Annotated in this window: 17 protein-coding genes and 3 pseudogenes; all 20 read right to left on the bottom strand. The window is 38.1% G+C overall.

Features of this window, described 5'->3' with window-relative positions; all coding sequences use genetic code 11:
* Window positions 1-36: 36 nt before the first annotated feature.
* Window positions 37-1401: a S8 family peptidase gene (locus PHA78_RS04870; protein WP_024376477.1), complete on the bottom strand. Its 1365-nt coding sequence runs from the start codon at window positions 1399-1401 to the stop codon at window positions 37-39.
* 91 nt (window positions 1402-1492) lie between these two features.
* On the bottom strand, window positions 1493-3373 hold the full coding sequence (locus tag PHA78_RS04865) for an SAG1250 family conjugative relaxase (protein ID WP_024378760.1): 1881 nt from the start codon (window positions 3371-3373) through the stop codon (window positions 1493-1495).
* Window positions 3360-3725 (bottom strand): plasmid mobilization protein, encoded by a 366-nt coding sequence (locus PHA78_RS04860; RefSeq protein ID WP_017768985.1) that lies wholly within the window; start codon window positions 3723-3725, stop codon window positions 3360-3362. Before PHA78_RS04860 ends, PHA78_RS04865 begins: the two co-directional genes overlap by 14 nt.
* Window positions 3726-3727: 2 nt before the next feature.
* On the bottom strand, window positions 3728-4090 hold the full coding sequence (locus tag PHA78_RS04855) for an SAG1252 family conjugative relaxosome accessory protein (protein ID WP_024376479.1): 363 nt from the start codon (window positions 4088-4090) through the stop codon (window positions 3728-3730).
* A 342-nt stretch (window positions 4091-4432) separates the two neighbouring features.
* The gene (locus PHA78_RS04850) at window positions 4433-4675 is read right to left on the bottom strand and encodes a hypothetical protein (protein WP_002936408.1); all 243 of its coding nucleotides are present in this window, start codon (window positions 4673-4675) and stop codon (window positions 4433-4435) included.
* Window positions 4676-4728: 53 nt separating this feature from the next.
* Window positions 4729-5796, bottom strand: coding sequence for an Abi family protein (locus PHA78_RS04845; RefSeq protein ID WP_024376480.1), 1068 nt, complete (start codon window positions 5794-5796; stop codon window positions 4729-4731).
* 177 nt (window positions 5797-5973) lie between these two features.
* Window positions 5974-6270, bottom strand: a complete 297-nt coding sequence (locus tag PHA78_RS04840) for a hypothetical protein (protein ID WP_024376481.1) — start codon at window positions 6268-6270, stop codon at window positions 5974-5976.
* A gap of 50 nt (window positions 6271-6320) precedes the next feature.
* Window positions 6321-6710, bottom strand: a complete 390-nt coding sequence (locus tag PHA78_RS04835) for a DUF5945 family protein (RefSeq protein ID WP_000048066.1) — start codon at window positions 6708-6710, stop codon at window positions 6321-6323.
* Window positions 6707-6934, bottom strand: a complete 228-nt coding sequence (locus tag PHA78_RS04830; protein ID WP_000110922.1) for a DUF5965 family protein — start codon at window positions 6932-6934, stop codon at window positions 6707-6709. The genes PHA78_RS04835 and PHA78_RS04830 overlap by 4 nt, the downstream gene beginning before the upstream one ends.
* Window positions 6935-6961: 27 nt before the next feature.
* Window positions 6962-8062 carry a toprim domain-containing protein gene (locus PHA78_RS04825; protein WP_272158510.1) on the bottom strand — a complete coding sequence of 367 codons (1101 nt, stop codon included), beginning with the start codon at window positions 8060-8062 and terminating at the stop codon, window positions 6962-6964.
* A 39-nt stretch (window positions 8063-8101) separates the two neighbouring features.
* Window positions 8102-8740 (bottom strand): hypothetical protein, encoded by a 639-nt coding sequence (locus PHA78_RS04820; RefSeq protein WP_014636296.1) that lies wholly within the window; start codon window positions 8738-8740, stop codon window positions 8102-8104.
* 95 nt (window positions 8741-8835) lie between these two features.
* The gene (locus tag PHA78_RS04815) at window positions 8836-9126 is read right to left on the bottom strand and encodes a DUF5966 family protein (RefSeq protein WP_272158509.1); all 291 of its coding nucleotides are present in this window, start codon (window positions 9124-9126) and stop codon (window positions 8836-8838) included.
* 13 nt (window positions 9127-9139) lie between these two features.
* Complete coding sequence (locus tag PHA78_RS04810; RefSeq protein ID WP_272158508.1) at window positions 9140-9439, bottom strand: DUF5962 family protein; 300 nt, start codon at window positions 9437-9439, stop codon at window positions 9140-9142.
* A 70-nt stretch (window positions 9440-9509) separates the two neighbouring features.
* Window positions 9510-10274, bottom strand: a pseudogene (locus PHA78_RS04805) (helicase SNF2); the annotation flags it as partial.
* Window positions 10268-10381: pseudogene (locus PHA78_RS04800) on the bottom strand (cysteine-rich KTR domain-containing protein); the annotation flags it as partial. The pseudogenes PHA78_RS04800 and PHA78_RS04805, both read right to left, overlap by 7 nt.
* 51 nt (window positions 10382-10432) lie before the next feature.
* Window positions 10433-12352, bottom strand: a complete 1920-nt coding sequence (gene tet(O) / locus PHA78_RS04795; protein ID WP_272158507.1) for a tetracycline resistance ribosomal protection protein Tet(O) — start codon at window positions 12350-12352, stop codon at window positions 10433-10435.
* A gap of 366 nt (window positions 12353-12718) precedes the next feature.
* Window positions 12719-13093, bottom strand: coding sequence for a TnpV protein (locus PHA78_RS04790; RefSeq protein WP_001140406.1), 375 nt, complete (start codon window positions 13091-13093; stop codon window positions 12719-12721).
* A gap of 41 nt (window positions 13094-13134) precedes the next feature.
* Window positions 13135-13395: pseudogene (locus PHA78_RS04785) on the bottom strand (topoisomerase DNA-binding C4 zinc finger domain-containing protein); the annotation flags it as partial.
* Window positions 13396-13564: 169 nt separating this feature from the next.
* Window positions 13565-14302: a 23S rRNA (adenine(2058)-N(6))-methyltransferase Erm(B) gene (gene erm(B), locus PHA78_RS04780; RefSeq protein ID WP_002321849.1), complete on the bottom strand. Its 738-nt coding sequence runs from the start codon at window positions 14300-14302 to the stop codon at window positions 13565-13567.
* 124 nt (window positions 14303-14426) lie between these two features.
* Window positions 14427-14510, bottom strand: coding sequence for a 23S rRNA methyltransferase attenuator leader peptide ErmL (locus tag PHA78_RS04775; protein WP_032498970.1), 84 nt, complete (start codon window positions 14508-14510; stop codon window positions 14427-14429).
* Window positions 14511-14544 lie beyond the last annotated feature (34 nt).

Genomic DNA, 14544 nt, shown 5'->3' with positions numbered 1-14544 from the left:
TGATACCTCAAAATATTATATTTCTATTTTACACTATTATTGCACAAAATTCGTAATATTCAGCGATCTAATTTCTTGATTATTGTCATCTTTACTTAACCAGCTATTATCATATAGAATTTTAATTGCTTCATCTGGTTGATCTTTTAAGTTATACTTTTCAATAATCAGTCCTAATGCCGCAGATACTTTAGGAGTAGCAATAGAGGTCCCATAAGCATAAGTGAATTTCCCTTCTAATGTAGGAACAATTACCCAATCTTTCTCATATAACTTTTTACTAACCCAGTTTTCATAACCAACTTCTGCTAATGCCTTAGTTCCACCTCCAGTAGCATAAATATCTACACTGCTACCCCTATTTGAAAAACTGGAAATATAATCATCATCATCTACGGAACCAACTGTAACAATGTTATCTAATTCCGCTGGGATATCTCTCACAAAACCGTCTACCTGATTATAGTCTTTGCCATTTAGACTTCCTAGATAATCTTTCAATTCAGCTTGATTATCTAAATCAATCCCCTCATCTCCAACAGAGGCAACAACAACCGAACCTTGATTATAAGCATAATTGATTGCTCTTTGATAAATGTTAACTAAGGCAGTATTGTCATCTTCATCAGTTGAGTTTTCTAACAGATACTCTCCTAAACTTAAATTAATGACATCAACATCATCTTTTGCTGCTTGAATAATTGCTTTTAATATCCATTGATCTTGAGCGTTTCCCTCATCAAATACACGATACATCCTTATTTTCATTCCTGGAGCAATGCCTTTATATTCACCATTTGATGAAATTTGTCCAACAACTGACGTTGCATGTCCTGTTTTATCGATGATATTTTGCTCATCAACTACACCCGTATCTAAATCTGCTGTAAAGTTTTTTACTGAAATAATATTTGAATAAATTTGTGGATTATCATATGTAATACCTGAGTCTATGACTCCAATTGTTGCCTTGCCAGTTGATTTATGTCTAAATTTGGTCCCCGTACTGATACTTTTTTGCATATCCCACTGATTTGACCAGAAATCAAAGCTATTATTTGTATAAACATTTTCACCATATAAATAGGTTATATTAGGTTTTACAGTTAACGTATTATTAGCCACAATTTCTTCAATATACGAATCGTTTAGTTCTCTAATTTCATCAATACTTTTATTAGTAGATACAGTTAAAAAGTTTATTTCAGGAATTTTATCTGTAACCTTGATTCCTTGTTTTTCAAAATTCATTTCAATATCATCAACCGACTCAGGATTTTTTAGTAGAATATTATACCTAACGTCTGCATTTTCATTAGCTTTCACTTGCATTGGTAAATTATTAAATGAAAGAATAATTGACGACAAAAAAATGTTTAATACTAAATTTCTTTTTTTCATGATTATAACCTCTATATTTTTCGACTATATTATACCAACTGTATTTCAGAATTTCTTCAGAATAATTATTACACATTTTATTTGAATTTTTCTATGTTTTCATAATTTTTCTAGAGTAATACTCTATATTAGCATCGATTGACTTTACACAATTTAAGATTTTAACAAACTTTTCCAACCTTCTCACTAGATATTCATACTCATCTATGGATTTACTGAGTTCATTTTGAGAAGTTTCAATTTCTTTCTCAACCCCTTCTATTTTTACAGCCGCAGTCAGATTCATCTTGGCATAATCATACCTGGCTAGCCGTCTGTTTTCTGGGTCAGAGTTATTAAGATTGAGCAGGACTTCTGCTACTTTGTTGAGATGAGCGACCTTATCCTGCAACTCCGTAATGGTCAAATCCAGCTGGGCGATGTCCTTGATTAACTCATCTTTGACTTCCTGGTAAGATTTGTTGTTGATGTCTAATTCAATAAGAAGATTAAGCTCTGCTATTTTCTCTTTGAGACTGGCCATAGTCGGGCGTCTGCGTTTAGGGATATGCTTGCTGTCGTGAGTGAGTTGGCGGATTAACTCCCGTCCTCGCATGTAGCGGTTGAGGTCAGAGTTCTCTTTATTGTAAATGAAAAACTGGGCGGTCTCTCGGATAAAGACATGGTAGGTCTTGTCCTGATCACTCTCATGAATATCCAATTTGCGGTTTGGTATAAAGACCAAGCCGTCTTTTTTGATACCATAATTGATTCTGACAAAGAGACCGTCTTTAACTAACTTGTCAATCTGGTGCTCCGCTAATGCAACTTCAAACTCCTGGACCTGGTCTCGTTTTTCTTTGAAATCCTTATAGGCCGCCAAGAGTTCCTCAATTGGGAGCTTGTCCTTGTCCCGCTCTTCTTGGTAGGCTTCAAAGTCTGAGACCAGGTTAGCCAAGTCATGTTCTGGTGTGATGTCTCTTTTATCAAAATAGTCCTCAAAAAACTGGACATCGTAGAGGTGTTTTGTGCTGACCTTTTTGTTCTCAATGGAAATTGTTCGGTCGTCCTCTTTCAAGGTAAAGGTAACATGCTTTTTCTTCGGGGAGATTTTCAGGTTTAACTGCTCTGCTATTTCCAAAAGATGAGAGAGGTTTCGTACTCTGGGCAAGAGAAAATCCAGTCGCTGCTCAATAGCTCGTGTCGCAAAATGCTCTCTGAAATAATCCTCGGTGTAGGGCTGGCGCTTATACAGCTGATGGCCGCGAATGACCTGCTTCATGTCTCGGTCGGTCATGAAAAATCTGGCGTACTTGCGAGAGAAATCCATCTCCACGTTGAGAGCGGAAGCCTTGACCACAAAGTCCTCAAAGTTCTTGCTGTTCTCCATGAGAAAATAGAGACGCTGCTTGAGTTCAAACTTGTGATTGGTCTTGCGGTAGGTTTCAAACTTCTCATGCGAATAGCGATTGGGCGGAATAATCTTTGCCCCTGACTCCTTCGCCAAGCGGTCAGAAATCATGCGAAGATTTCTCTCCTGGGCATAGTCCCATCTGAGCTTCTTGTCAGAGTTTAGGTCAACAGAGTTTATCAGGATATGATTATGGATATGATTCTTGTCTGTGTGAGTCGTGACGATGAAACGAAAGTTGCCCCCTGTCAACTCCTTGATAGTCTCGTAACCAATGCGATTGATTTCCTCTGGTGTCAGCTTGTCTTCAGGAGAAAATGATTGAATCAAGTGGTGTGCATGGATTTTGGTCTGCTTGAGTTGCTGGCGGTCGTTTCTGGAATCATAGAGCCGATCATTGTTGGTCAAGTTTGCCTGATACATCTCCACCAATTCCTCATAGCTGGGAAAGTCCAAGTAATTGCTCATGCCAAAATCAGAGACCAGTTTCAGCTTCTTCGTCTTTTCTGGATTGAGAATATACTTGATGAGGCTCTTACGATACTTGGTGCTATACACCGCAAAGTGTTTAGTGACGACCATAAAACTCCTTCAGCTGCTGACACTTTATGTTAAAGTCCTTCTCCACTTCCTTTATGAGTTGGCCAATGCCTTGCACCAAAAATCCACGGTCGCTTGGTGTTAAGATGTGAGTCTGGTTGACGGTCCGTGCGATTTGATTGAGGTTGTTTCCGATTCGTCTCAACTCAAATACCAAGTCGTCATAGTTACTGGTGTCAATGGTCAGAAAGGTCATGTTGGGATTGAGCAGAACTTTTCTAGCATAAGCAGAGAAATTTTTACAGCCACTCTGACCGATACGGTTGTTCAGGGTTTCCAACTCCTGGTCTGTCAGAAAGACTTTTTTGAGGTTGGTACGGTAACGATTTTCCATATCTAACCTCCCATGTACTTGTCACGAAAATCTGGGCTAAGTGGGATAGCCTTCTCCACTTCTGCCATCAGCTCCTGCACACAGGTTAGGATAATTCGCAAGTGCTCTGCTGTAACCTGATGGGTCTGTTCAGCCATGATAGTCACTTGTAAAATGTCTCGACTGATTTGTTCAATCTTCTGGGACTGCCAGAGGGCAAACCAATCCGTTACTGCCTGCTTCCTCTCAACCAAGTCCATCAGCTTTTGACGGACAAAGGGAGAGAATTGCTCTGCGTGTTCCTGCTTCATCAGCTCCTGAATCTGCTCAAGTTCTCCTGGTGTCAGATTGATTTCCTTACGGATAATACGATAGTGGTCTGTCATCTCGTTATACTCCTTCTCTACTTGCCTCTATCGGGTCAGCCCCGATACCGTATGGGATACGGGTGCTTCCTAAAAGCCTCAACGCTTCGCTTTTCGGCTTTTGCGAGCTCAGTTATTGTGTCCACAATAACCTAAAATCTAATCGCCAGCTGAACCCAAACCTTACAGGTTGGTCAGCCGACGATAAGAAAACATGGTGGCTTCGCCCCCAAACCCCCAAGAAAAAGTCAAGGGTTGATTTTCTAAAACTAGATAGAGTGTAACAAGAGAGAGCTGAAAAAATTATCACAGGAAAAGAAAAAGAGCCATTTGGCTCTCGAAAAATTTCTGAAATGAAATAGCTTAACCTAAAACTTCAAAATCATCACTACCATCGGCTTCACCTGTTAGACACGTGAAGCACATGTAGCTCCCTACCAGTGCACTCCCTGCTACCCAAATAGGAGATCCACAATTCATACACCTTGCCCCTCCTTCTTTTTCTTCAAGTACTGCACGCAAGGTTTCTTCAAGCTCTTTGGGATTGATGTCTGGATTATTATTGATAGTCAATTCGACAAATTCTTTGATTGAAATAAGATTCAATACTTTACCTCCGTTCTAATCTATTTTTTAGTCCGTGTCCATCTAAGCACTTATCATATCTTTATTGCCAATAAATCCATCCAATTTTTTGGAAAACCATAGTGTCTCAAATCCACTTGTTCTTGATTACTTTCTTCCAGAAGCTTTTGTAATTTTTTATTCCAAAAATTCTTAGTTTCTATGGACATTGACAAGATGAGATGTCTCATTGCTATAAAATAGATAAATAGTGTCTTGCTATCATTCTCTGAGTCTGTCACTAGCAACTCTCTGTCAGAATGATGAAAAGCTGGCAGTGTATGGTGTAAGCGACCATATAATCTGCCATTGTGTGAGCAAATATTCCTAAGATAACGAAGAGCGTTACACCAAGACAATAAGATTTTAGCTGGAATGTTATCATCCTTGTCCAAGGGAAGACTAATATAGGCAGCAACCTTATTTCGATATTCTGGTTGTAGGGCAACGAGGAAGGACGCTATATTTCCAAATGTCATTAAACGAAAAACGGTCCAAGGTAACACGACCCCATATTGGTTAATCTGATTCTTGATTGTGGCATCATCTTGTTTTTCCAAAATCAATCGTGACAAATGATATTTTGTTTTCAAAACAATATCCAGCCTCTTAGGATTTTCTTTTCGGTATTTAGATTGTTCTGAATAATAGAGAGTATCATCTTCAAAAATATAAGAAGTTTTATTGTATCCAATCGTCAGAGCATCAGCTGTACTCTTCTTCAAAAAAACTTCGATACGCTCCAATATCTCTTGAAGAAAATTTCTAAAGTAGCTATCAAATAAGTAAACTCTTTTTGCTTCTATGTATTTTCTGTCCACCAACTTCCCATATTGAGAGAATGATTGGAAGTCTATATCTCTTAAAAAGTCAATACAATCCTGTTTATAAAAATCATCATTCCCATTGTATTTGAAAGACCAGTTAGAGTTTTCTTTCATATGGACATATAACTGTTCTTCAGTTAAAGCCGGCTCAAGAGAACATTTTAATTGAGTTGGTGCTAATACTGGTCTATAAACCAACCTAGTTTTATCAGTAATATCTAAATCTAACGGAAAATAGTCCTTAAAATTTATTAATTCAAATACATTATTAGGCATAAAATATCTCTCCGCAATATGAAAAAAGGCCACCTAGTTATACATTGCTGTACCTTCGATGACTTCTAATCTAACTAAATTATACCACAACACCTCCTACTAAGCAAGAAATATTTTTACTTCGTTTGATTCAACGATGGCACATATTTCAAAAAACAGGCCAAAATAATTGGTCTGTTATTTGTTATTATTGCTCTCTCGCCTACCTTGTCTAAATCTCTCAATGTTTTTTTCCAACTGCTCAGTATTCAGTTTATTTTTCGCTTCTTGAATTGACTTATCAAGACTTTCTTCCTCATCGGTTATAATGTCCCTAGATATTTCCACTCTCTCACTAGACTTGAAACTAGAATCAAAGACCACATCTAGGAGTTGTTCTACTTTGGTTAGTTCACTATCTGACATCTCTGATAGTCGATGAATCAGTCGTTTAAATTGATCCTGGTTCTGTTTTTTCTTTTGAAAAAATTTCATTATCTTCTCCTTCAATTATAAGTCAGGTAGCCCGCATAGGACTACCTGACTTATAAATCATCAATGGCTACTGAAATAGCCTGCAACTTTTTATTTTGGATTTTCTTTTCATCAATCAATTGATGAAGTTCTTCAATTTGCTTTTGACAGGCTGAAATATCCTTGTTGTTTTGTGCAATAGTGTCTGCCAAGTGTTGTTTATAGTCGCTTGTGATATTTACTTTCTTCGGCTGGCTTTGTTTAACTTTTGATTCGGGCGTCTGTACATCTTTAGATTCTGACTCCTTTTGTTGCTGTTCAAAAGCAGCCACATAGTCTACTTCTTCAATTGGTTTTTCATCCTGTTTATGGAAGAGTGCTGCGATTTTAGCTCGTTCTTCATGGGATGATGTTGGTTTCACATCATCTAGTGGCTGATCAAAATTCCATGTTTTACTCATTCTGTATCCTCATTTCTGTAATTTGGGTGTAGTGTGGTTTCTTTACCAAAGGCTTGCTCTAGTGCTTCATGAAATGACAACTGACTAGATTGTTGCCGTTTGATAAAGGTACTGTACATAGCTGTTTGTAGTTGGTCACGATAGTGTTCCAATTTCTCCGTCTCACGTGAGACCTTTTCTTCTTGTCTAGCTACTTTTTCAGCCAGACGTTCAATCACACTCATAGGGTGTCCTCCTTGTCACATTCTAGATTATGATAGCGGACTTGATTTTGTTATCACATCAAAAGTGTGCTCTCGTTTAGGTGGAGGATGATCTCTAATGACTTTTGTGTGGGCAGACTGGATAAGATCTCTTAAAGATAATTCCTTTTGTCGTTTCACAATATCATTCCAATCTAACTTTGTTTCAAGTCCTTGCAATGGTGGTAAATCTTGAGAAAGCGGAAGTCCTTTATCTGACAGTTTCTGACAAAATTCTCTTCCTGCCTCATCGTTATCAACAGCCAATGTTAATGCATTTGAATGAGTTTGGAAGAAGGTTGTCGTCTCTTGTATTGCCTGAAGATAATGACTAAGTCTGCTTGGATTTACTGTATCTAGAAATGCCAATTTCCCCTGTTCCTCTGCTGCTAGACGCAAGGTCTGATAAGCAATCACAGAAAGTTTTAAACCTTCCATTGAAATCAGGCGAACATCGGATAATTGCTTTTGGTAAAGCTGATAATAACTCATCATATCGATAACTGATTCACAAAAAATGAGTCGCTTAGGATTCCCAATATCGAAACTAATACCGACATAGCCATGAGATCCTTTCATGATTTTTTTGAGATAACCTCGATCGTGTTTTTCTTCATTTTTGACGAGACCTTGAAGGCTTGCGGCCTGTAAGGTCCCGTTGTGGTCATAGCTTTTTAACACTAATACGGGCTCCGATTGATAAGTAGCGTGAGCAAGCAATCCTTGTCTGCCAAAGGTATTAATAGTCTGATCACTTAGGCCACGGACGACTTGCAAGTAAGTACGTGCTTGCTGAAAGGGTTCTTCATGCAAATAGTATTGAAATGGTTGATAAGTTTCTTCTATCAACTTAACTTGTTCAAAATCCCCAGTTTCAAGATAGGATACAGCCTCTTTGAAAGAAACACCTGTCACTAATTGAACAAAGTCAATTACATCTCCTTGTATATCTCTTGAAAACCATTTGAAAGTATTGGTATCGGCAAAAATCCGAAAGGAATCATGGTCTGGGTGTTCATAAATGTGTCCTGATAAACGTCTGAAGGAACAGCCCAGACTCTCAGCAACATCTAAAATGGCCTTTTGTTTTACTGCTTTAATTCGTGTCATCTTTCCTCCCTATCAAAAAAAGCAGAAGACTGTCTCCTGCTAGTTGTTCTCGCTTGTCGTAGTTCCTTGGATCGTTGGTATGCTGGAATTTGCACCATCTGTGGCTTCTTTCATGTCCTCTAGTTTTCCATTCCAAATGGTCAACTGATTAACCAGGAGCTTGTCGGAAACTTTGGAGTAGGATAACATAACCGTCTTGGTTTCTGTTTGAGAGGTTCGCTGTTGTTGCTCACTCAAATCAGATACATAGGTCACTTGATAGGTAACTTCCGCAAGTGCAACATTACTTTCTGTATTGACATAGATACTGGCTGATTCAAATCGGTAGTCAAGCATATAGTCTTTATAAACTTGATTGATCGCTTTATTCTGATTTGCTTCCTCTTCTGAAAATGCCGAGTCCGTCATGTAGGGTTTGATACGAGCGTTATTTTCACCCAGCTGGACCTTGGTGAAATATTGAGTGAGAAATTCATTGACAAGCTCATCTGATAGGACTGTCGCTCTTTCCTCCTGCTTTTTCTTTGACACAAGTTTATTGGCTTCTGCTCGTATTTGGTTCTCTGTTTGCTTTGAAATGGTTTGTGAGCCAATCGTGTAGCCAATCATGACCATAAAACTGACTGCGATTAAACCTCCTAATCCAATCAGAAATCGAGCTTTCACTTTATTTAACATGGCTTACTCCTCTATTAGTGATAGCTTCATCATATCAAGATTAGCTTGGAGATTTTATCACAAGAAAAAGGACTACCTGATGGTAATCCTCCGTGTTAAACTATTCTATTTCTCCACCACTTCATAATAATACTAAAAACTAAAAATAGATTCAAAGCAATAAAAAATCCTGTAAAACTCCAAATACCATTGGTGGCTAAATCTTCTGTATAAAGGTATCTTTCTGTAAAAAAGAGGTAAATTCCATATATTTCAATAAAGACTAATCCACTGATGAGTCCGATAAGAAATAAAGCACCTGAAACTTTCACAATCTGATAAAGGACAAGCAACATCAGTCCTATTGCTGCGATAATCAAAAGACTTTGTAGAATTTGCTCCAACATCTTGCACCTCTTTCTAGGCTAATTGCTTGCGATAGTAGTCAGCCTGTCTCTTGTCTAAATCATCAAGTTGGGCAACCAAATCAAGGTATTCCGCCTTCGTCACCTCATCTAAGTTTGGAAAATCATTCTCACGACTTGTGATGATGAGTTCCAGCTGTCCAGTAATTTCACGCTTTGAAAAGCTATAATCAAGAGTTTCATCTTCATACTGTTCCTTTAAAGTTTGGTAGTTTGCCCTATCTTCTGAACTAGTAAAGCCTTGTGACAACCATTCTTCTAGTTGATAACGCATTTCTTCTAGTGTTTGGGTCATGATCTATTCTCCTTTTGTGATTTCTTGACTTCATTTTACCGCGTTCAAAATTATTTGTCAGCCTTTTTTCTTATATCTCGAGTGCTATTTGTTGCTTCTTTTGGGGTGTTGTATCTTCACTAAACTTGGCCAAAGCTGCATCTATCTCCTCAATCTCTGCTTCTTTTTCTACCAAGGGAGCCAAAACATCATACTTAGACTTTACAAGCTGATAATCTTCTTCCTTGGGAAAGACTTTCTCAACTTCTATTTTGGCTACTCGTAGTTTATCTTTTAAATCTTTTACCAGCTCTTGCGTCTTTTCTTGGTCATCTATAATATGGTCAATGGCATTACTAATCCGTTGAATGGTTCCCACGTCTGATTTCAAATCAAGGGCGACAGTATACTGATTATCTCCTACAATCATTAAAGAGACAGTCTCTGGCATGGGCTCACTAGGAGCTCGTGTTGTCATTTTCAAATCAAATCCTCTAAAGTTGGCCAGAGTCCGAACTTCCTTAGTTTCTGAGCGGTTATAGGAGATGAGTTTTCGCAGATAATCCCCAGCTTCAGCACGATTATCCATTGCTTGATTGTCAAATCGCATGACAAAATCTTGCGACTTTGTTGTCAAAGATTGGGCAATATCCTTATCATATTGACTCAACCGTTTTTCCATGATAGGGAGGTGCTTCTCGCTATAGGAAATGGTATGGCGATACTCGTCTTTGGAGCGATTAAAGGCTCGTTTTTGATTCTCTAAAACTGTCAGTTCATTTTCCAACTCCATTTTGAGTTTGAGATAAGGGTTCCCAGTTGCCAAGGCCTTAAAGTCTGAGGCAGTCATTGTCTGCATTTTGGACAATAAAGGGGATAATTCTCCAAAACAGTGTCCTTCCTAATTTTATTACGGGTTTTGCTCCCACAAACAGGACACAATATCCATTCGCATTTCATCATAATTAGTCTCTAATCCTTTCAAATCTCATTTTATATGACTTTTGCAAGCTGTTAAGCTAACTTGTGGAACATATGCCGAACCTTATCTATACGGCTATTCGGGCGGCGGGGTTGGCAAATAAATTTACCAATAGCTGGCTGGTATCCTTTTAACTCTGTCAAGCAGACTCCCTGCCCATTTGTGAAATAAGTTAAATCGTTCCTGTATTCTTGAATACATCTAGCAGGGATTTCTCCTTTCAGAATGACCTCGTCATTCTTTATCTGAGTACTTACAATATCTGCACAATACCTTGGAGCATCATGATACGCCCGTGAGAGATATTCCTGCGGTGCATAAATTTCAAAATAGAGATATGGTTCTAATAATTCTGTCCCCGCTCTTCTTAAAGCCTGCTCCAATACAATAGGAGAAAGCAGCCGAAAATCTGCCGGGGTGCTTACGGGACTATAATACTCACCATATTCAAAACAGATTTTACAGTCTGTCACTTCCCATCCATACATCCCTTGCTCACAACCATAACGAACTCCTTCCATAACTGCATTTTGGAATGATTGGTTTAAATACCCAAGTGAAACCCGGCTTTCATACTGCACCCCGCTCCCAAGAGGGAGCGGTTCTACTGATAATCCAATAGTAGCCCAGAAAGGATTCGGCGGCACTTCAATATGGATGGTATATTCTGCTTTTCCTAACGGTCTTTCCATGTATATAACAGTAGGTTCTTTTATTTCTGCCTCTACATGATACTTTTCCTCAAGAATGGCACAAATAACTTCCATCTGTACCTTCCCCAAAAAGGAAAGTATAATTTCATGCGTTGTAGTATCCACGTAATACTTTAAAAGAGGGTCGCCATCTGAGATTTCTGTAAGCGCCTCAAGTAACACTTCCCGCTGTTCGGATTTCTTTACTTCAATTGTTGTTTGGAGTATAGGGAGCGGATTTTCAATAGATTCCCGCTGCGGCAACAGTATTTCGTTCCCCAAAATACTGTTTAGCTGCAAAACATCATTTGGTAAAATTACAATTTCACCAGAGTAAGCCGTATCTGCTAAACACAATTCACCGTTTGTAGGAATACTCATCTCTGTAATTTTTATTTTCTCTTTTTCTGATATTCTGACAACGTCCCTCGAATGCAATGCGCCGCTGTACAGACGCACATAAGCCAAACGCCTCCTTTTTTCTGAATATTCAATCTTAAAAACCTGCCCGCATAGTTCAGATTGACCTTCAGGCGTTGATGAATAAAATTTACTGGCAATCACTTCTATAAGCTGCCGAATCCCCAGATTGTTTTTAGCGCTTCCGTGATAAACGGGAAATAACGTTCCGTTTTGGAATCTCCTGTTTTCTTCCTGTTCCAGTTCTGACATTTTAAACGGTTTCCCTGACATATATTTCTCTAATAGTTCATCGTTTCCCATAATTACCGTATCCCACTGTTCCATATCGTCATTGTCTGTTACATTTATATGGGGATGCTGCCCAACCTTTTGCTTCACTATAATTTCCGAAGAAAGCTTTGCTTTCATTTCTCGATATACCATTGGCAAATCAATCCCCTCTTGGTCAATTTTATTGATGAAAAAAATTGTCGGAATCTTCATTGTCTGTAGTGCATGAAACAGTATACGGGTCTGTGCCTGTATGCCATCCTTTGCAGAAACTAATAATACTGCTCCGTCTAATACGGATAAAGAACGGTATACTTCCGCCAAAAAATCCATATGGCCTGGCGTATCTATAATGTTGACTTTTACATCCTCCCACTGAAAAGATGTCACTGCTGTCTGGATAGTGATTCCCCTTTGACGCTCCAAATTCATTGTATCTGTCCTTGTTGTGCCTTCATCTACGCTCCCTGGTTCTGCAATTGCACCACTGGTATACAATAAACTCTCCGTTAATGTTGTCTTTCCTGCGTCAACGTGAGCCAGAATGCCTAAGTTAATTATTTTCATGTGATTTTCCTCCTATCAACACCCAAAAAAGGGCATAAAAATACCCAGTGATAAATACTCCTATCACTGGGTAAATAACTCCAATAGCCCCAAAACACTTATATGTTTTCGGGCATATAAAATTACATGATAAAAGTATTTTTAAACTGGGTACAAAAAACTAAGCCCCATATTAAAAGTGAAACGGGACTGCTACTTTTTGTTCCCACTATCAAATTGACAGTTTATTTAAGAATACCTTGCCGCATATTTATTAACTCCTTGTATAATACTGAATCTAATTATATTCCTTAACCCTTTATTTGTCAAGCTGACAAACTAAAGCAGAAAAAGCGGCAGGATTTCCCCCTGCCACTAATCATCTGTTTATGCAAAAATAATTTCCTTTTCCACAATCTCCCTCGCACAAGCCCTTATGTTATTGAGGCATCCTGTCCATTCTAAGGCGTTTTCTGCCTTTAGCTGTTCCGTTATGCCCTGTGCCTGTTTCATACCCTCTATGAGCCTTTCAAAGCGTTCCTGTGCCTGTCTGTCAATGTCGGCAAGGTAAGCGTTAAGTCTGCCGCTTGTAAGAAGATTGGTGTATGTAACTTTGCAGTGATGCTTCAGATAATCCAAATGCCGCTGTCCCCAGATGCCTATCGGCTGTTCTTCTTCGGCGGGTACAGTTAAGCACGGTATTAAATAATCGCCTTGCCTTTCGTATTTGCCGCCCATTTCCTCAAAAATTGTCTTTGCCATTGTCTGTTACCTCAAAAGCCCTCTTTAAAGGGCTTTTATGTTTATTTTGAGAAAGATATAAAATCAATATATCCCTTTTCTCCGATTTTTACAACGGCATTGTAGGACTTTCTATCTTTCGTTTTGATTCCTTTTACCAGGGTTTCTTTTCCCTCTAGTAATTCTTTTACATTTGTTTTGGTGAGTTTTTTCTTTCTAAAATGTTCAGCTAAAGTGAAGGTACATTCAGGATAATTTGAACAACCATAAAACGATTTTTTTAATACAATATTGTTGCCACACTTAGGACATTTTCCTACAAGGGGTCCCGAGCGCTTAGTGGGAATTTGTACCCCTTATCGATACAAATTCCCCGTAGGCGCTAGGGACCTCTTTAGCTCCTTGGAAGCTGTCAGTAGTATACCTAATAATTTATCTACATTCCCTTTAGTAACGTGTAACTTTCCAAATTTACAAAAGCGACTCATAGAATTATTTCCTCCCGTTAAATAATAGATAACTATTAAAAATAGACAATACTTGCTCATAAGTAACGGTACTTAAATTGTTTACTTTGGCGTGTTTCATTGCTTGATGAAACTGATTTTTAGTAAACAGTTGACGATATTCTCGATTGACCCATTTTGAAACAAAGTACGTATATAGCTTCCAATATTTATCTGGAACATCTGTGGTATGGCGGGTAAGTTTTATTAAGACACTGTTTACTTTTGGTTTAGGATGAAAGCATTCCGCTGGCAGCTTAAGCAATTGCTGAATCGAGACTTGAGTGTGCAAGAGCAACCCTAGTGTTCGGTGAATATCCAAGGTACGCTTGTAGAATCCTTCTTCAACAATCAGATAGATGTCAGACGCATGGCTTTCAAAAACCACTTTTTTAATAATTTGTGTGCTTAAATGGTAAGGAATATTCCCAACAATTTTATACCTCTGTTTGTTAGGGAATTGAAACTGTAGAATATCTTGGTGAATTAAAGTGACACGAGTGTTCAGTTTTAATTTTTCTGACGATAAGTTGAATAGATGACTGTCTAATTCAATAGACGTTACCTGTTTACTTATTTTAGCCAGTTTCGTCGTTAAATGCCCTTTACCTGTTCCAATTTCGTAAACGGTATCGGTTTCTTTTAAATTCAATTGTTTTATTATTTGGTTGAGTACTTTTTCACTCGTTAAAAAGTTTTGAGAATATTTTATATTTTTGTTCATGTAATCACTCCTGAAGTGATTACATCTATAAATAAATACAGAAGTTAAACGATTTGTTTGTAATTTTAGTTATCTGTTTAAAAAGTCATAAGATTAGTCACTGGTAGGAATTAATCTAACGTATTTATTTATCTACGTAATCACTGTTTTTAGTCTGTTTCAAAACAGTAGATGTTTTATCTACATTACGCATTTTGAATACCAACATGACGAATCCCTCCTTCTTAATTACAAATTTTTAG

The sequence above is a fragment of the Streptococcus sp. HN38 genome (assembly GCF_028335765.1).
Classification (GTDB): domain Bacteria; phylum Bacillota; class Bacilli; order Lactobacillales; family Streptococcaceae; genus Streptococcus; species Streptococcus suis_P.
The sequence above is the reverse complement of the archived record's forward strand: the minus strand, read 5'-3'. Positions and strand labels throughout refer to the sequence as shown.